We start from the raw sequence: 17,035 nt of genomic DNA, 5'->3' as shown, positions 1-17,035 counted from the left end.
TCGCATCGGATTGCCGCCCCGTTTTCCGTTATCCCGCACCCGGTCCGAGGTCTCCCTTGTGTCGGACGGACAATGCGTGGGACCGGGAAAGGACGTGGACGGCTGTGGCAGCGACTGGGGAGCACCATGCCGCGGTGATCGAGGCGGCGCAGCAGGGTGCCCTCTGGGCGCAGGACGAGCTGGTCACCGAGTATCTGCCGCTGGTGTACAACATCGTGGGCCGGGCGCTGAACGGGCACGCGGACGTCGACGACGTGGTGCAGGAGACGATGATCCGCGCGCTCGGCGCGCTCGGTTCGCTCCAGGACCCGGGCAGCTTCCGGTCCTGGCTGGTGGCCATCACGATGAACCAGATCCGCGGCCACTGGCACAAGCAGCAGGCCGCACCCGTCGGGTCCGGTCTGCAGGACGCCCACGACGTGGCCGATCCGGGCGCCGACTTCGTGGACCTCACGATCCTGCGCCTAGGGCTTGAGGGCCAGCGGCGGGAAGCGGCGGAGGCCACCCGCTGGCTGGACACCGACGACCGCGCGCTGCTCTCGCTGTGGTGGCTGGAGGCCGCGGGCGAGCTGAACCGCAGCGACGTGGCCACCGCCATGTGCCTGTCGCCGCAGCACACCGCGGTGCGCGTGCAGCGGATGAAGGCGCAGCTGGAGACCGCCCGGCTCGTGGTGCGGGCGCTGTCCGCGCAGCCGATGTGCGCCGGCCTGGAGCCGGTGCTCGGGGTGTGGGACGGGCATCCGTCGGGGCTGTGGCGCAAGCGGATCGCACGGCATGTGCGGGACTGCGCGGCCTGCTCCGGGTACGAGACGGGGCTGGTGCCTGCCGAGGGGCTGCTGGTGGGTCTCGGCTTGGTTCCGACGGCGCTGGCCGGGCTTGCGGGGCTGGCCGCGTTGGGGCGGGGCGGGGCGTCCGGGGTGGGGGTCGGGCACGGTACGGATGTCGCGTACGGGTCGGATTTGGCGCATGGCTCGGATGTCGCCCAGGGGGCGGATTTCGGTCACGGCCCGGACTTGGGTCACGGCCCGGACTTGGCCCACGGTGCGGACTTCGCGCATGGCGCGGACTTCGGCCCGCCCGGTTACGACGGCCTGGGCGTACCCCCGGGCGCGGACGCCCCGGCGGGCCACCTCGGCCCGCCGACCGGCTCCGGCCCGCCCGGCGGCGACACCACCGTCCTCACCCCGGTGGGCGACGGCCCGTCCCCCGGCCGTCGTAGCCACCGCCGCCAGGGCCGAATAACCAGGCGGCGCCGCGCCACCGTCCTCGCGGCCGCGGTCGCCGTACTCGTCACCGGCGGCACCATGGCGAGCCTGAACCTGCTGCCGGGCGACGGAGAGGACGACAAGTCGACCTCCGCGGCCGACACCGAGCCCGAGCCGTCCGCCGCATCCGACGACTCGCCCTCGCCCACCGCCTCGCCCTCACCGTCGCGCAAGCCGAAGCCGAAGCCGAGCAAGTCCCCCTCGCCCAAGCCCAAGCCCTCGCACACGAAGAAGCCCGCCCCGAAGCCGTCCAAGACGAAGACCGCGAAGCCCAGGCCCACCGCACCCTCCGCCCCTACGGCCGCACCCGCGAACACCACCGCCGAGAAGGTCCTGGCCCTCGTCAACACCGAGCGCGCCAAGGCCGGTTGCCGCCCCGTGAAGCTCGATGGCAGGCTCTCCCGCGCCGCCCAGCTCCACAGCGAGGACATGTCCGCCAACGGCTACTTCGACCACACCAGCCAGGACGGCCGCTCCTTCGCCGACCGGGCCACGGCCCAGGGCTATCCGTCGCCCGGCGCCGAGAACATCGCCCGCGGGCAGAATTCCCCCGACTCCGTGATGCGGTCGTGGATGAACTCGCAGGGCCACCGCGAGAACATCCTCAACTGCGGCCTGACCACCATGGGCGTCGGCGTGGTCGAGAAGGACTGGACGTGGACCCAGGTGTTCGGGCGGTAGCAGGGCCCAGGGCCTGCTGCGAAGACCGCCGCGTAGACCGCCGCGTAGACCGCCGTGAAGACCGTCCCGAAGCCCGGACGTCCGGCTCAGCGTGCCGGCGAGCGGTGAGCAGCGGAGCGAGTGGAAGGGGTGCGCGGGGGCGTGGGAGTCGGACGACGAGCACGGGTATCGGGCGCGGGTGGCGGCCGAGCGCTGAGTGGCTCGGGGCGGACCCCCGTCTGACTCCTCTCGGGGCGGGCCTTCCGAGGGCGGACCAGCTCGTGCGCGTGGTCGACCTGACGTGGTCGCACATCGATCACGCCTCCGGCGCCGACGAGGCCGGGCGGCGCTCACCGGCCAAGTCGTCATCTCTGACACACGCCAAGGCCGGGCAGTCCAAAGGTATTCCTTGACGCGAATATTCGTATGAGTGAATACTGGTCCTCATGGACGCAGACGCACTCCTCACCGCACTGGCCGACCCGGCCCGCTGGCGGCTCGTGGCCCTCCTGGCCGAGCGGCCCCGCCCGGTCGGCGTCCTCGCGCAGCTCGCCGAGGCGCGCCAGCCGCAGACGACCAAGCACCTGCAGCATCTCGAGCGCGCCGGAATCGTCACGTCGCAGCGCACCGGTCAGCGCCGCATCTACGCACTGCGGTCCGCACCCCTGCGGGACCTGGCAGCCGCGCTCCACCAGCTGGCCGACACCGCGGACCAGGCGGGCGGCCCGCGCGAGACCTACGACCGCTACGGAGTCAGCCTCGACACGGAGCGCCGCACCGCGGTGGAGCCGGGGTGGTCCGACGGCCGCTCGTTCACGTTCCACCGGTCGCTGACGGGGCACCCCGACCTGATCTGGCGCCACCTGACCGATCCGGCCCTGCTCGCCCGCTGGTGGACCCCCGACGACCTCCGCGTCTCCGAGCTCGTCTTCGAGGCGCGCCCGGGAGGCCGCATCGTCCTGCAGTACCGCGACACCGACGACGTCGACGGCTCCGACCTGGTCGCCGGGCACGGGGAAGGCGTTGTCGACGACGTACGCCCCGGTGAACGCCTCGCCTACCGGCTCTCCCCGAGCCTTCCCGACGGCAGCCCCGCCTTCACCGCCCACGTCGACTTCGGCCTCCGGCCCGCCGGCACCGGCACGGACCTCGACGTCGAGTACCGGATCAGCGGCAGCACGGTCGAGTCCGCCGACTTCATCGCGGGCATCGAGATCGGCTTCGGGCAGAGCCTCGACAAGCTCGTCGACGCCGTCCGCACGTCCCGGTGAACGAACAACGACCCCAGGCCGAGAACACGGAAGAGGAAACGCAGCCATGACCGACTCCACCGCCCGCAAGGTCACCGCGAACATCGCCCTCACCCTCGACGGGCGCTACAGCGGCCCCGGAGGCCCCGCCGACATGGGCGCGATCATCCGCTACGCGACCACCGAGGTCGCCCGCGACCACCTCACCCGTATCTGGGAGAACGCGACGACAGCCCTGCTCGGTCGCCTCAACGCCGAGGGATTCCTGGGCTACTGGCCGACCGTCGCCGAGGACGAGAACGCCGACCCGCGCGATCGCGGCTACGCGAAGTGGCTGGTCGACGCGGAGAAGGTGGTCCTGTCGACCACCCTGACCGAAGCCCCGTGGGAACGCACCCGCGTCGTGAACGCCCCGGCCGCCGACGTCATCGCCGAGCTCAAGTCCACCGGTGACGGCGACATCCTCGTCAACAGCAGCGCAAGCGTCATCAAGGCACTGCTCGCCGCCGACCTGATCGACCGGCTGTACCTGCTGGTCTGCCCCGAGATCGCCGGGGGCGGGCGGCGGCTGTTCGACGACGGCCTCCCCGGTTCGCAGTGGAAGCTCACGCGGCAGGATGCGGGCGAGCTGGGGGAGATCGCCATGGTGTACGACCGGGTCCGCTGAGCGGCCGGCCGATCAGCGGACCCGGCGGCGGGTCGACGCCCAGCTCCGGAACACCGTGGCGGTCGCGGTGCCCTCTATGGCGGCCTCGACGGGGAGCGAGCCATGCACCGTCGTTGCCTTGGCGCAGGGAATGGATCATGCTCGGCGGGATCCGTGTGGAGTCCGGCCCTGCGAGAGGGGACGAAGCGATGACATTGCGTTCCGATGTGGCCGAGTTGCTGGCGGGGGCCGGGATCGTCGACGTGGACGTCGACGATGCCCTCGCGGACGAGCACGTCCGATCGTCCGCGTACCAACGCGTCGTCTCGGTGACCGCTTCCTCGCGGAGCCGCGACCGGGACCGCGCGATCGTCGCCACGATCCTGCGCGACCCCCACGAGATGGGGTCCAAGACGGCGGTGGTCGCCCTCGTGGACAGGATCGCGATGCAGATGACCGGTCCTGCCGAGTTCCGGCAGTGGTCGGCCGAACTGCTGCCGGAGATCGACCGGCTCCCGGCGGAGGGGTACCGCGAGTTCATCCGCCGCCGCATCCACGACTGGCTGTTCTACCTGTCCGTCGAGGACGGTCACATGCCGACACCGGTCGAGTTGGCGAACGTCACGTACTGGATGCAGCGCGTCCTCGCCGAGCAGTCGACGTCGCCGGCGGTACTCGCCCTGCTCGCCGGGTCAGGCTGCAGCAAGAAGATACGAAACATCGCGAAAGACCGGGCCGGACACCGCAAGCTGAGAACGCGATGAGTCACCAATGGCGATGGGCGGGCGCGCAGACTGCCGCACCGTCAAGAACCGCGTCATGTCCCACGGTCAGGCTGCATGTACCACCCTCTAGGCCAATCGGGGGAAGGCGGAGCGGTCTCCATCGATGGGGCCCGCCAGCTGCGGAAGGATGCGTTCCATGCGAACCATGAAACGCGTTCTCCTCGCGGCTGCGGCCGCGTCGCTGCTGGTGGCGAGCCACGGCGCGACCGCCGCGGCCGCCGCCCCCGCACCCACGCCCGTACAGTCCATGCCGGCGGCCGGGCCAGGCTGGCACCACGTGGCGGACTTTCCTCCGGCCGAGGAGAACCGCTGCCATGAGCGCGGCCGGTGGTACATGGAGAACGGCGTACGCGCCTACGAGTGCCGGCCCGCCGGAGTCTGGCAGTTGTGGGTTCTCACCGAGCCCTCCTGACCAGGGCCGGGGCCGGATCGTTGCCCTCAAGGCGGTGTCTGCCCGGCAGCGATGCCGGGCAGACACCGCCTCCCACGCCGAACGGAATGACTTCTCAGGGGGACGGGCAGAAGATGGTCTCCAGGGCCTTGCCCATGTCGAGCTCCACGGCGCTGGGCTTGACGCTCAGGGTGAACGACACCGCGAGTTGCCGACGGCCGTCCGCTGAGTAGAAGGTCATGGCGACGGAGCCGGGGGCCAACCCGCCCGTGATGGAGAAGTCGTCGCCGCAACGGCTGCGGTCGCTGCCTCGGGGGCGCGGGGCGTCAGACAGCCGGTCGGTCAGGATTCGCTGGAGTTCCGGCGGCAGCAGTTTCCCCTGCGTGAACGCGCGGTTGAAGGCGCTCACGTCGTGCGCGGTGGAGACCACGCCTCCGGCCCCCGCGCCGGCCAGGCTGGCGTTGAACCGGTCCACGTCGCGCAGCCTGCCGCCTGCGTCGGGGTAATAGCCGTGTCCGTGCGGCCCCTTGACGCCGTCCGGCGGCTTGACCATGAGGTAGGTCTTGGTCATCTTGAGCGGGCCGAACAGGTGCGTGTCCAGCTCGGTGGCCAGGTCATGGCCGGTCACCCTCTCGATGATCAGGCCGAGCAGGGTGTGGTTGGTGTTGGAGTAGGACCACTTCTCGCCCGGCTCCCCGGTCCGGGGCCGAGCACGGCTCCACGCCACCAGATCCTGCGGCCGGTAGTGGGTCGAGAAGTCGAACACGTCGAACGAGGGCTCTCCCTCGCTCCCGTCCGGGTTCGGCTTGCCGGCGTACCAGTCGGGAATGCCGGAGGTGTGCCGGAGCAGCTGCCGCACCGTGATCTCGTCGGCCCGTGTCACCAGATCCTTCTCCACCACCTCCGGCAGCAGGTCGGCGAGCTTGTCGTCCACGCCCAACTTGCCCTCCTCGACCAGTCGCAGGACCACGGTGGCCACCATCTGCTTGGTCTGCGACCAGATCCGGAAGCGGGCGTCCGGGGGTATCCTCCCGCCCCGGCCGTCCAGCAACCGGGAACCCGCGCTGCCGAGCCCGATGGATCTCCCGTCGACGTAGGCCCCGCCGACGACCCCCACGACCCCGGGAATCCTGGCCAGTTGCTCCATCGCCTGCTGCACGTTGCCGCCCCGCGCCGGGGCGGCGGTGGCAGGCCCGGCCTGGGCCATCAGCAGCAGGGCGACACCGGCGGCCAGACCGGCCCTCCTCAGCGGCGGACGAACGTTCTCGTTCGGCACGGCACGCTCCTTCTCCAGATCACCTTCCGAAGCCGGGGCGCCATGGCCTCGGCACGGACCCCTGTGGTCCGTGACTCCATGGAAGGCAGGAGGCGGTTGTGGCGGCGTATGCGTTTTCCGATACGCCTGCGATACACCCAGACCCCGGCATCCCCGGGACCCCCGGCATGCCCGGCATCGGTGAGCCGGAGCCGGAGTTGGCGCCGGGTGCCGGAGTCGTGGACCTCAGCCGCGCAGCCCCAGCGCCTCGCGCCCCGCATACCGCGCCTGGGCGCCCAGCTCCTCCTCGATCCGGAACAGCTGGTTGTACTTGGCGGTGCGGTCCGAGCGGGACAGGGAGCCGGTCTTGATCTGGCCGCAGCCCGTGGCGACGGCGAGGTCCGCGATCGTGGTGTCCTCGGTCTCGCCGGAGCGGTGGGACATGACCACGGTGTAGCCGGCGCGGTGGGCGGTGGAGACCGTGGCCAGGGTCTCGGTGAGGGTGCCGATCTGGTTGACCTTCACCAGGATCGAGTTGGCGACGCCGTCGCGGATCCCGGCGCTCAGGAGCGTCTCGTTGGTGCAGAAGACGTCGTCGCCGGTGAGCTGGCAGCGGTCGCCGAGGCGGGCGGTCAGGTCGCGCCAGCCGTCGTGGTCGTCCTCGGCCATCGGGTCCTCGATGGAGGCGACGGGGTAGCGGTCGACGAGGGCGGCGAGGTAGTCGGCGTGCTCGGCGGGGGTGCGGCGGACGCCCTCGCCCGCGTAGTCGTAGACCCCGTCGTGGAAGAACTCCGAGGTGGCCGGGTCCATGACGAGGGTGATGTCGGTGCCGGGCTTGTACCCGGTCTGCTCGATGGCGCGTACGACGAAGTCGAGGGCCTCGTCGGCGGTGCGCAGGTCGGGGGCGAAGCCGCCCTCGTCGCCGACGTTCACGCTGTGCCCGGCGGCGACCAGGTTGCCGCGCAGGGTGTGGAAGACCTCCGAGCCCATCCGGACGGCCTCGGCGAACGTCGCCGCGCCGATCGGGGCGATCATGAACTCCTGGAAGTCGAGCGGATTGTCCGCGTGCGCACCGCCGTTGACGATGTTCATCATCGGCACCGGCAGGAGGCGGGCGTCGACCCCGCCGACGTAACGGTAGAGCGGCAGCCGGTGGGCGGCAGCGGCGGCCTTGGCGGTGGCCAGGGAGACGCCGAGCAGGGCGTTGGCGCCGAGCCGCGACTTGGTGTCCGTACCGTCCAGGTCGATCATCGTGCGGTCCACGGTCGCCTGGTCCTCGGCGTCGAGGCCGGTCACGGCGTCCGCGATGCTCTCGTTCACGGCGTCGACGGCAAGCCGAACTCCCTTGCCGTGGTACCGGCGCGGGTCGCCGTCCCGCAGCTCCACCGCCTCCCTGGCTCCGGTGGAGGCGCCCGAGGGAACGGCCGCGCGGCCGAGCGAACCGTCCTTGAGCTCTACGTCGACCTCGACGGTCGGGTTGCCCCGGCTGTCGATGATCTCGCGTGCGACGACCCGGCTGATGGCGGTCACGGTGCAACTCCTCGCGCTGGGCCCGCGCTCCGGCGGGCGGTAAGTTCCAAGAGGAAACAAAGTGGGTCCCGAAAAGGAACCTACTATGGGTGCATGAGGATGCACAACGCTGACGAGACCTGCGGCATCGCCCAGGCCGCCCTGGTCCTTGGCGACTGGTGGAACGTGCTGGTGCTGCGCGAGGTCGCCCGCGGCCACGTCCGCTTCGACGCGCTCGCCGCCGAGATCGGACTGTCCCGCAAGGTCCTCACCGAGCGCCTCGGCCGCCTCGTCGCCCAGGGCGTGCTGCGCCGCAGCCTCTACCAACGGCGTCCGGTGCGTTACGAATACCTGCTCACCGACGCCGGAGCCGGCCTGCTCCCGCTCCTCGTCGCCATGCAGGACTGGGGCGACCGGTGGGTCCTGGGCGACGGCAGTCTCACCGGCACCACCGAGGCGGACGGCGCCGAACACGCCCGCGTCCACGCCCTGACCGGCACCCGCCTGCCCGGCGGCCTCGACCTGCCCGGCCCGCAGGGCGCCGACCTGCCCCTGCTCTCCCCGGACGCCGCCGCGACCGTCCTGTTCACCTACCCCGGCACGGGCATCCGATGGGGCGAGCCGCCGATCCCCGGCGCGGTCGGCTGCACCCTGGAGAACCGGCTCTTCCGCGACGCCTGGCCCGACTTCCAGCGGATGCGCGTGGAGGTACGCGGCATCAGCACCCAACTCATCCACGAGCAGGCGGAGTTCGCGCGCGCCGAGCAGGTCCCGTACGCCCTGTTCTCCGACGCCGCCCACCAACTGGCGGCCGCCCTGCGCCTGCCGACCTTCCGCGGCGCGGGCAGGCTGCGCCACAAGCGCCTGATCCTGATCGTCGACGCCGAACGGACCGTACGCCACGTGCTGTTCCCGGTTGTCGACATCCCGGACGCGGTGGCGGAGAGCCTGCGACTGGCCGCCGAGTGCGCCCGCGCGACCTGAGCCCGCGTGCCCGGAATCAAGCAGTCGCGTCGTACTCGGCGCGGGCCCCCAGGACCTCGTCCATGTTCTCCTCGGCCCACGCCTTGATCGCCCGCATCAGCGGGACCAGGGACTCGCCGAGCGGGGTGAGGGAGTAGTCGACCCGGACCGGCACGGAGGGGGTGACGGTCCGGGTGAGGAGGCCGTCGCGTTCGAGGTTGCGCAGGCTCTGGGTGAGCATCTTCTGGCTCACGCTCGCGAGGCGCCGGGCCAGATCGGAGTAACGCTGCGGGCCCTCGGCCAGGGCGTTGACGATCAGGCTGACCCACTTGTTGCTGATGCGGTCCAGCAGGTGCCGTGCGGGGCACTCGGCGAGGTAGGCGTCGTAGGCGGCGGCGCGATCCTCGGCGCGCTTGCTCATGGCTCTCCTTCCCGTGCGGTGGGCACCTTGAAGTGCCTTCTTCCTTATGGAGAGTAGCTCTCCATAAGGTCGCAGGCGTGCGGCGAAGCGCGGAAGCGCCGTCGGGCAACGCCGAGCGAGGTGCAACGGGAGGAGTCGCGCATGCGCGCGGTCGTGGTGCGGGAAGCGGGCGGGCCGGAGGCCCTGGAGCTGGTGGAAGTGCCGGTGCCGACCGCCGGTGTCGGGCAGGTGCGCATCCGCGTCGAGGCGGCCGCCGTCAATCCGGTCGACGCGCTGACGCGGTCCGGGGCCCTTGGTGCGGCGGGACTGCTGCCGCCCCGGGACGTCGTCGGCATCGGCTGGGATGTCGCGGGGAGCATCGACGAAGTCGGCCCGGGGGTAAGGGGGTTCGCGCCGGGGGAGCGGGTGATCGGAGTGCGGGACCGGCTGGACGTCACGCTCGGCACGTACGCCGACTTCGTCGTGCTGGACGCCGCCGCGGTCGCGGCGGCCCCGGCGCGGCTCTCCGCCGCCGAGGCCGCCACGCTGCCGCTGAACGGACTCACCGCCCTCCAGGCCCTGGACCGGCTCGTCCTGGCACCGGGCGCGACCCTGCTGGTGACCGGGGCGGCGGGAGCCGTCGGCGGCTACGCGGTGCAACTGGCCGCCCTGCGCGGGCTGCGGGTGGTGGCGTACGCCGGGGCCGCCGACGAGGAGTTCGCACGAGCCGTGGGAGCCCAGTGGTTCGTACCCCGCTCCGGTGATCTCGCCGAGGACGTCCGCGCCCTGGTGCCCGGTGGCGTGGACGCCGCCCTAGACACCGCCGTGCTCGGCGTGGCGGCGCTGGGAGCCGTACGCAACCACGGCTCCTTCGTCTCCGTCGTCGGCGGCGCCGCGCCGGTACCGCTGCGCGGCATCACGGTGACCGAACAGTGGGTCGCCGCCGACGACGCGGCCCTCGCCCGGCTCTCCGCGCTGGCCGAGGACGGCCGACTCACCGCGCGCGTCGCCGACACGATGCCGCTGGCCGAGGCGGTGCGGGCCCACCGCCGACTTGACGACCGCGAGGTCCTGCGCGGCCGCCTCGTCCTCGTACCCTGAGCCGGGCCGTCCGGCCGAGACGCCCCGAGCCAGGGCGTCCGGCCGAGGCCCCCTGGCTCACGCCGAGGGGCCCGGGCCCCTCGCCTCAGGCGGCGCGCCGCTGAAACTGCTGCTCCGCACCGCTGCCGCAGGGCTGCTGCACAAGACGGGCACCGTCCTGGTCCGAGGCATCCGCCACAGCGAGGCACTTGCCGCTGTGCCGAGCCGTCAGCCGGTAGTGCCCGTCGCCCTGCTTCTGGAACTGCCACTGCTGATGGGCTCCACCCCCGCAGCGGTACTGGTTCACGACAGCACCGTCGTCCATGGACTCGTCGGCCACGTCCAGGCACTTGCCGCTGTGCTGGGCGAGGACGCGGACGTATCCGCCGCCCGCGTCCTCGAACCGCCACTGCTGGTTGAGGCCGGAGCCGCAGCCGTACTGGACCACGCTCGTGTTGTCGGCGGCGGCATCGTCGGACACGTCGAGGCACTTGCCGCTGTGCCGGGCCACCAGGTTGACGTGCGGGCCGCCCTCCGCGCCCTTGACGGTCCCGGCGGCGGCGTCGACGGTGACCTTCGGGTACCACGGCAGGGTCAGCCGGGTCCTGGCCGGGAACGACAGCGGCAGCCAGACGTACTGCGAGTCGTTGACCATGCCGCCCATGGAGTTGCCCCAGCGATCGCCCATGTACAGGTACGAAGTGCCCGAACTCCCTTGCACGGGCAGGACGAAGGTCGTCTGGGAGTGGTACCCGTTGTCGTTGCCCGCGTCCTTCATCTCGGTCCAGGGGCCGGCGATGCTGGTGGCGGTGGCGTACTGCTGCTGGTTGGGCTGCCAACCGCTGTTGCCCGAGGTGAGCATGAAGTACACGCCGTCACGCCTGAACAGCGCGGGCGCCTCGCGGTACGTCCCGGCCCAGGGGTTGGCGATCAGCTTGTCGTAACGGGTGTAATCGGAGCTGAGCCGGTAGATGTGCAGGTCGGCGTTGTCCTTGGCCGAGGTGATCTGGTAGGCCGTGCCGTCGTCGTCCTGGAACAGGGTCATGTCCCGGGACGTGACGTCGCCCGGCGGGCGCATGCTGCCCTGCCAGGTGTAGTCGCCGTCGACGGTGTCGGAGACGGCGACGGCCGCACGGGCCTCGCTGTAGTCGCCGTTGCCCTTCTCCTTGTGCATCCACATGACGAACTTGCCGGTGGACTTGTTGTAGACCACCTTGGGGCGCTCGATGTTGGCGACTTTCAGCTCGGGGGCGGACTCCTGGGTCAGGACGTCCTTCTTGAACTCCCACGACTTCAGGTCGGTCGAGCGGTAGACGGACACGGCCTTGAAGTTGTTGCCGCCGTCGCGGTTCTCGCCGAACCAGTAGTAGGCGGAGCCGACCTTGATGACCCCGCCGCCGTGGGCGTGGACCGGCGCGCCGTCGGTGTCGCTGAACTGCGTGCCGTTGGTCAGCGTGACCGGGGCGGCCTGTGCGGGGGGTGCGGCGGTCAGCAGCGCGAGGACGCTCGCGCAGGCCGCCAGGAGGGGGGTGAGGGTGCGTCTGAACATGGGGAACCTTCGGGGTGCGGGTGGCTGTCGAAGTGCGGTGGCGCGTGGCGGGCGCGGCCGAGGGCGATGCGAGGTGCCACAGGGTGATGGCGAGCCGCATCGGCTCGGATCCTCAACTCGCCCCGCCATGTTCTGAATTGTTGAATCCTGTGGGTCTCTGTTGAGGGACCGTAGGGGTGGGCATGCGGTTCGTCAATACGTTCGGCAACGGCTGGTCCGCGAACGGACGGGGACTCCACCCGGCGGCCGGGCGGCTCCTACGACGTGAGGCGGCCCCCGCACCAAGTTCTTCCTTCGACTTGGTGCGGGGGCCGCGTGTGTGCCGGGTGGTGCGACGGGACCGCAGGGTCCGTTCGGACTAGGCGCGGTTGTCGATCAGGTCCTGGATCTGCGGATAGATGCGGTCCATCCGATTGCCCACGTTGTTCGGGCAGGACCCGCCCCAGTGCAGGGCGATCACCTTGTGCGAGGAACCCGCGAGGACCGGGGAGCCGGAGTTGCCGCCCGAGGTGTCGCAGGAGTAGCCGACGCTGTTGCCCCCGGTGGTCTTCACGGCGCAGTAGGCGCCGCCGTCGCGCTCCTCGAAGAGGGATATGCGCTTCGGCTTGGTGTCGCCGTGGCCGATGACGTAGGCCCGCTCGTTGATGACCGGCGCGCGGGTCTCCAGGAACAGCGTGCCGAACTGGCTGATCTGGTCGAAGTTGTCGACGTTGAAGAGTGCGAAGTCCAGCTCGGCGGAGTTGCGCAGCAGTTGGTTCGCTCCCACCTTGGTGCCGGGGCCGGGGTTGTTGCCGCCGCAGGTGGCGCAGTCGTAGTTGAACTGCACTTCCATGGTGTCGAGTTCGGCCTGTGTCTTGACGCAGTGGTTGTTGGTCATCATGTGGTTGCCCCGGCCCACGCGCCAGGCCGTGCACCAGCCGTTGCCGTTCGTCAGCATGCGGGCGACGGGGCGCGAGGCGTTGTACTGGGCGGGGTGGTTCTCCTTGTAGCAGACCGTGTCGCGGCGGCCGTCGGCGCCGCACACGCTGAACACGCCCGGCCCGTTCTTGGCTTTGATCTCCTTGTCGGAGTAGCCGCGCCAGTACCGGTCGATGGTGGCGGCCGAGTTCCGTCCCTCGCGGGTGTGCAGGGTGATCACGGCGGTGTCGCCGTCCACCGACATCGCGGCGAAGCCGGTGCGGCCGTGCCGGGTGAAGCTCGCGTCGCCCTTCGCGGCGCCGCCGCGGGTGGGATCGCCGTGGTAGGTGTGCACTTCGCGGCCGCTCGGGTCGGCCACCGTCAGATAGTCACCGCGCGCCAGCGTGAGCCGGGAGAAGTGCACCTTGACGTACTGCGCTCCGGGGCGCCGGATCTCCCGCCGGTCCGGGCTCCCGGGGGAGCCGAGCCTGAGATCGACCGCCTTCTCGTCGCCGACGGTCGGCAGGGGAGCGGGCTTCGCGGCGGTCGGTGGGGCTTCGCCCGCGGCCTCGGGTGCGGATTCGCCCGCCGTCGTGGGCGCGACGGGGACCATGACCCCCGCGGCCACCAGAGCGGCGGCCACAAGGGCGCGCTTGAGCGGGTTGGTTCTTATCACGTTACCTCCTGGGTGAACGGGCCTTTCGTACCGTGGGCAATTTGTGCTCAACTGGCAGTCGGCAGCCGGATATATGCCGGAAAGGGCAGCACAAGGCGCGACGCCACTAGGGGAACGTGAATTGCCGCAAGGCAATCCGTCAGGTGCGGCGAAGGGTGTTCTGGAGCACTGGACCCGTCTCAGTCACCGGGGGTCTTGTACACGGCGCGACTCCTTGAATGGGTGGGGGGCGTCGGTAGGGCTCGGTCCCGTGAGCCATACGTAGACGCAAGGAGGCGATCGGGTCCGGTATAGGGTAACTCCCTTGAAACGTCCAGGAGTTGAGCCGCACCGTGACGGGAAAGTCCAATTAGGCCGCAAGGAAAGTCCAAGAATCGCGTGTGGCCGCGATGTCCTCGGTCGCTGCCGCCGTCACGCCGACCGCGACGACCCTTTATTGGTTTGCCGCGGGCCCGCCCGGTCGGCTAGGAAGAATGCATGCTAAAGGGCGGAAAGGTCGGGCTCAGGGCCCGGCACGAGGACGACATCCCGATCCTGGAGACCGGGCTCCACGACGACGTGGTCGTCTACTCACGGTCCAACGTCCTGCCATGGCGGCCGATCACGCCCGGGTCGAAGGACTCGCAGTTCGCGGTGGACGACAAGCGGGACCGGCACGCCCCGTTCTCCGTGGTGGCGCTGGACGGCGGGGAGCTGATCGGCAGCGCTGGGCTGTGGAACATCGACACCCACAACCGGTCCGCGCACATCGGTGTCGGGCTGCTGCCGTCCGCCCGGGGCAAGGGCTACAGCACGGACACCGTCGCGGCGCTGTGCCACTACGGTTTCGTCGTGCGCGGCCTGTGGCGGCTGCAGATCGAAACGCTGTCGGACAACGCCGCGATGCTGCGCTCCGCCGAGCGCAACGGCTTCGTCCGCGAGGGCGTGCTGCGCTCCTCGGCGTGGGTGATGGGCGAGTTCCTGGACGAGGTGCTGCTCGGGCTCCTCGTGCAGGACTGGAAGCCGGACTCGCAGGGCTAGAGCCTGTCCGATACCCGCGCCTGCCGGTCCAGGACGGGCCGTCGGCGAGGGTGGGCCGTCGGCAAGGGTGGTGTGCGACGCGGAGACGGGCCCGGTTGTGGGGTCCGTCGCCATGTCGCGGCGTTCGGGGCGCTCCTAGGGTGACCGGCACCTCGTCGCCTGCAGGAGGCTTCCATGGAGTACGGAAACTCCCAACTGCCCACCCCGGCCGCCCTGTTGGACCGGTGCACGGCATGGCTCCGACGCCGCACGCGCAGGATCGGCACACTGGTGGCGGCCCTCGCGCTCGCCTCCGGCGCGACCTTGTACGGCCCGGCCCCCGAGGCCCGGGCGGCGGTCACCCTTGAGCGGGTGACCGACTTCGGGGCCAACCCCGGCGCCCTGAACATGTACGTGTACCGGCCGACGCCACTGCCCGCGAACCCGGCCGTCGTGGTGGCCCTGCACGGCTGCACCCAGAACGCCCAGCTCTACGCCGACAACTCCGGCCTGACCAAGTTCGCCGACCAGTACGGGTTCCTGCTGGTCTTCGCCGAGACCACGGCGTCGAACAACCTCAACAAGTGCTTCAACTGGTTCCAGAGCGCCGACACCCAGCGCGGGCAGGGCGAGGCCGCCTCGATCCGGCAGATGGTCGCCAAGACCGGATCCGCGTACGGCGGCGACCCCACCCGTACGTACGTGACGGGCCTGTCGGCGGGCGGCGGGATGACCTCGGCGCTGCTCGCCACCTATCCGGACGTCTTCCGGGCGGGGGCCGTCGTCGCCGGTCTGCCCTACCGCTGCGCCACCGACGTCCTCTCGGCCTTCACCTGCATGAACCCCGGCGTGAACCGGACCCCCGCGGCCTGGGCGAAGAGCGTCAAGGACGCCGCCCCCGGCCACACCGGGCCCTGGCCGCGCGTGGCCATCTGGCACGGCGACCGCGACGCCACCGTCGTACCGAAGAACGCGGACGCCCTGCGCGATCAGTGGACAGCCGTGCACGGCCTGCGGCAGACCCCCGACCGCACGTCCACCATCGGCCCCGACGGCACCCGGCGGGAGCAGCACCTGGCCGCCGACGGCAGCGTCGCGGTCGAGGTCGACCGGGTGCCGAGCGTCGGCCACGGCACGCCGGTCGATCCCGGAAGCGGGACGCGGCAGTGCGGGGCGACGGGGACGGCGCACTTCGTCGCGTCGATCTGCTCCAGTTATTGGATCACCGAGTTCTTCGGCCTTCAGCGATGAGCCGATCACGCCCCCGTCACCCGGCGCGCACGGCTGCCACCGGGGCCGCCCTCCTGTTCGCCCTCACCGCCACCCCGAGCGACGCCACCCCGGGAGAGGCCACCCCGTCCACCCCCGCATCCGCGACCTGCACCCACCTCGATCAGCTGGACGTCCCAGGCGCCGAGCGCCAACAGGCCGCCTGTCTCGATGAGTTGACCACCACCGGAACCGTCGCCTCGGGCCACACCGTCCCGGCCGACTGGGCCGGACTGACCCCGAAGGACCTGCCCACGCCCACCGGCGCACCCGGCATCCAGATCGACGGCCATTTCCCCGACACCTCCACGACCAACACCCACCACGGCTGGGACCATGACGCCCAGTTCGTGATCCGGCTGCCCGACCGCTGGAACGGCGGCCTGGTGATCGCGGGGACTCCGGGCAACCGGGCGCAGTACGCGAACGACAGGGCCATCGGCGACTGGGTGCTGGCCCGCGGCTACGCGTACGCCGCCACGGACAAGGGCAACACCGGACCCTGGTTCCACCGCGACGGCCGGCGGCCGGGCGACGCCGTCGCCGAGTGGAACCGGCGAGTCACCCAACTCACCAAGGCCGCCCGCACGGTCACCGCCCAGCGCTACGGCCGGCAGCCCGGCCGCACCCTGGCCACGGGCATCTCCAACGGCGGCTACCTCGTGCGCTGGCAACTGGAGAACCACCCCGAGCTGTACGACGGGGGCATCGACTGGGAGGGCACGCTGTGGCGCGCCGACGGGCCGAACCCGCTCACCTCCCTGCCGACGGCGCTGCGCGCGTACCCCACCTACGCGGCGGGCGGCACCGGAGCCGCCCGTGCCCACCGACAGCTCCTCGCGGCGGGCTTCCCCGCGGGCTCGGAATTCCTGTGGCCCCACCACCACCGCACCTACTGGGACCTGACCCAGCGGATCTACCGAGAGGAGTTCGACCCCGGCTTCGACGGCCCGGCCGATGCGGGCACCCCGTACTGCGCGCCCGGCGCCCCCGGCTGCGACGCGGACTACGACTACGCGCGGCGTCCGGCACGCGTCCACCGCGCCGTCGAGCGGATCGAGCTGACCGGCAGCATCGGGAAACCGCTGATCACCGTGCAGGGCACCCTCGATGTCCTGCTGCCCATCAGCCGCGACGCGGACACCTACGCCCGGCTGGTCCGGGACGCGGGCCGGGGCGGCCTGTTCCGCTCGTACCGCGTCGAGGGAGCCACCCACACCGACTCGCTGTACGACACCTTCCCCGGCCGGCTCCGTCCGCTCCTGCCCTGCCACCGCTCGGCGTTCGCGGCCGTCGAGGGCTGGCTCCGCACCGGCCACCGCCCGCCGCCCAGCCGCACGATCCCGCGTCCCGCAGGGGCGGACCCGGCCACCCTGCTGACCAGTTGCCCGCTGAGGGCTGAGGGCTGAGGGCTGAGGGCTGAGGGCTGAGGGCTGAGGGC

The 17,035-nt window shown here is 71.3% G+C and carries 15 protein-coding genes; 10 read left to right on the top strand and 5 right to left on the bottom strand.

Translation table 11 applies throughout. The features are described from left to right. The first annotated feature begins 104 nt into the window (after positions 1-104). The 5 genes from IE274_RS28410 to IE274_RS28390 all read left to right on the top strand — a co-directional run bounded on the left by IE274_RS28410 (position 105) and on the right by IE274_RS28390 (position 5,018). Positions 105-1,946: a sigma-70 family RNA polymerase sigma factor gene (locus IE274_RS28410; protein WP_190118760.1), complete on the top strand. Its 1,842-nt coding sequence runs from the start codon at positions 105-107 to the stop codon at positions 1,944-1,946. A gap of 425 nt (positions 1,947-2,371) precedes the next feature. Continuing rightward, a complete protein-coding gene (locus IE274_RS28405) occupies positions 2,372-3,196 on the top strand; it encodes a metalloregulator ArsR/SmtB family transcription factor (RefSeq protein ID WP_190118759.1) in 825 nt (274 codons plus the stop codon). Positions 3,197-3,242: 46 nt separating this feature from the next. Next, positions 3,243-3,842, top strand: coding sequence for a dihydrofolate reductase family protein (locus tag IE274_RS28400; RefSeq protein WP_190118758.1), 600 nt, complete (start codon positions 3,243-3,245; stop codon positions 3,840-3,842). A 188-nt stretch (positions 3,843-4,030) separates the two neighbouring features. Continuing rightward, complete coding sequence (locus IE274_RS28395) at positions 4,031-4,585, top strand: hypothetical protein (protein WP_190118757.1); 555 nt, start codon at positions 4,031-4,033, stop codon at positions 4,583-4,585. Between the two features lie 166 nt (positions 4,586-4,751). Next, positions 4,752-5,018, top strand: coding sequence for a hypothetical protein (locus IE274_RS28390; protein WP_190118756.1), 267 nt, complete (start codon positions 4,752-4,754; stop codon positions 5,016-5,018). A gap of 94 nt (positions 5,019-5,112) precedes the next feature. Here the strand turns inward: IE274_RS28390 and IE274_RS28385 are convergent, their stop codons facing one another. Beyond that, the gene (locus IE274_RS28385) at positions 5,113-6,273 is read right to left on the bottom strand and encodes a serine hydrolase domain-containing protein (RefSeq protein WP_190118755.1); all 1,161 of its coding nucleotides are present in this window, start codon (positions 6,271-6,273) and stop codon (positions 5,113-5,115) included. A 225-nt stretch (positions 6,274-6,498) separates the two neighbouring features. Next, positions 6,499-7,782 carry a phosphopyruvate hydratase gene (gene eno, locus IE274_RS28380; RefSeq protein ID WP_190118754.1) on the bottom strand — a complete coding sequence of 428 codons (1,284 nt, stop codon included), beginning with the start codon at positions 7,780-7,782 and terminating at the stop codon, positions 6,499-6,501. A gap of 93 nt (positions 7,783-7,875) precedes the next feature. Here eno and IE274_RS28375 point away from each other — a divergent pair, with 93 nt between their 5' ends. Then, positions 7,876-8,745: a winged helix-turn-helix transcriptional regulator gene (locus IE274_RS28375; RefSeq protein WP_190118753.1), complete on the top strand. Its 870-nt coding sequence runs from the start codon at positions 7,876-7,878 to the stop codon at positions 8,743-8,745. 16 nt (positions 8,746-8,761) lie between these two features. On the opposite strand, the gene IE274_RS28370 is transcribed toward IE274_RS28375, so the two are convergent. Further along, positions 8,762-9,145 carry a winged helix-turn-helix transcriptional regulator gene (locus tag IE274_RS28370; protein WP_190118752.1) on the bottom strand — a complete coding sequence of 128 codons (384 nt, stop codon included), beginning with the start codon at positions 9,143-9,145 and terminating at the stop codon, positions 8,762-8,764. A gap of 141 nt (positions 9,146-9,286) precedes the next feature. Here IE274_RS28370 and IE274_RS28365 point away from each other — a divergent pair, with 141 nt between their 5' ends. Continuing rightward, positions 9,287-10,225 carry an NADP-dependent oxidoreductase gene (locus tag IE274_RS28365; RefSeq protein ID WP_190118751.1) on the top strand — a complete coding sequence of 313 codons (939 nt, stop codon included), beginning with the start codon at positions 9,287-9,289 and terminating at the stop codon, positions 10,223-10,225. Between the two features lie 85 nt (positions 10,226-10,310). Here the strand turns inward: IE274_RS28365 and IE274_RS28360 are convergent, their stop codons facing one another. Together IE274_RS28360 and IE274_RS28355 are read right to left on the bottom strand one after the other, a co-directional pair. Next, positions 10,311-11,753 (bottom strand): RICIN domain-containing protein, encoded by a 1,443-nt coding sequence (locus tag IE274_RS28360; RefSeq protein WP_190118750.1) that lies wholly within the window; start codon positions 11,751-11,753, stop codon positions 10,311-10,313. Between the two features lie 358 nt (positions 11,754-12,111). Continuing rightward, positions 12,112-13,326 carry a trypsin-like serine peptidase gene (locus tag IE274_RS28355; protein ID WP_229909859.1) on the bottom strand — a complete coding sequence of 405 codons (1,215 nt, stop codon included), beginning with the start codon at positions 13,324-13,326 and terminating at the stop codon, positions 12,112-12,114. A 477-nt stretch (positions 13,327-13,803) separates the two neighbouring features. Between IE274_RS28355 and IE274_RS28350 the strand changes: the two genes are divergently transcribed. The 3 genes from IE274_RS28350 to IE274_RS28340 all read left to right on the top strand — a co-directional run bounded on the left by IE274_RS28350 (position 13,804) and on the right by IE274_RS28340 (position 17,003). Continuing rightward, positions 13,804-14,346, top strand: a complete 543-nt coding sequence (locus IE274_RS28350) for a GNAT family N-acetyltransferase (protein WP_190118749.1) — start codon at positions 13,804-13,806, stop codon at positions 14,344-14,346. 174 nt (positions 14,347-14,520) lie between these two features. Continuing rightward, positions 14,521-15,576 carry an extracellular catalytic domain type 1 short-chain-length polyhydroxyalkanoate depolymerase gene (locus IE274_RS28345; RefSeq protein WP_190118748.1) on the top strand — a complete coding sequence of 352 codons (1,056 nt, stop codon included), beginning with the start codon at positions 14,521-14,523 and terminating at the stop codon, positions 15,574-15,576. Next, the gene (locus tag IE274_RS28340; protein WP_190118747.1) at positions 15,573-17,003 is read left to right on the top strand and encodes a 3-hydroxybutyrate oligomer hydrolase family protein; all 1,431 of its coding nucleotides are present in this window, start codon (positions 15,573-15,575) and stop codon (positions 17,001-17,003) included. The genes IE274_RS28345 and IE274_RS28340 overlap by 4 nt, the downstream gene beginning before the upstream one ends. The last annotated feature ends 32 nt before the right edge of the window (positions 17,004-17,035 follow it).

The organism is Streptomyces flavofungini (assembly GCF_014650815.1).
Classification (GTDB): Bacteria; Actinomycetota; Actinomycetes; order Streptomycetales; family Streptomycetaceae; genus Streptomyces; species Streptomyces flavofungini.
This window is presented reverse-complemented; position numbering and strand designations above follow the sequence as displayed.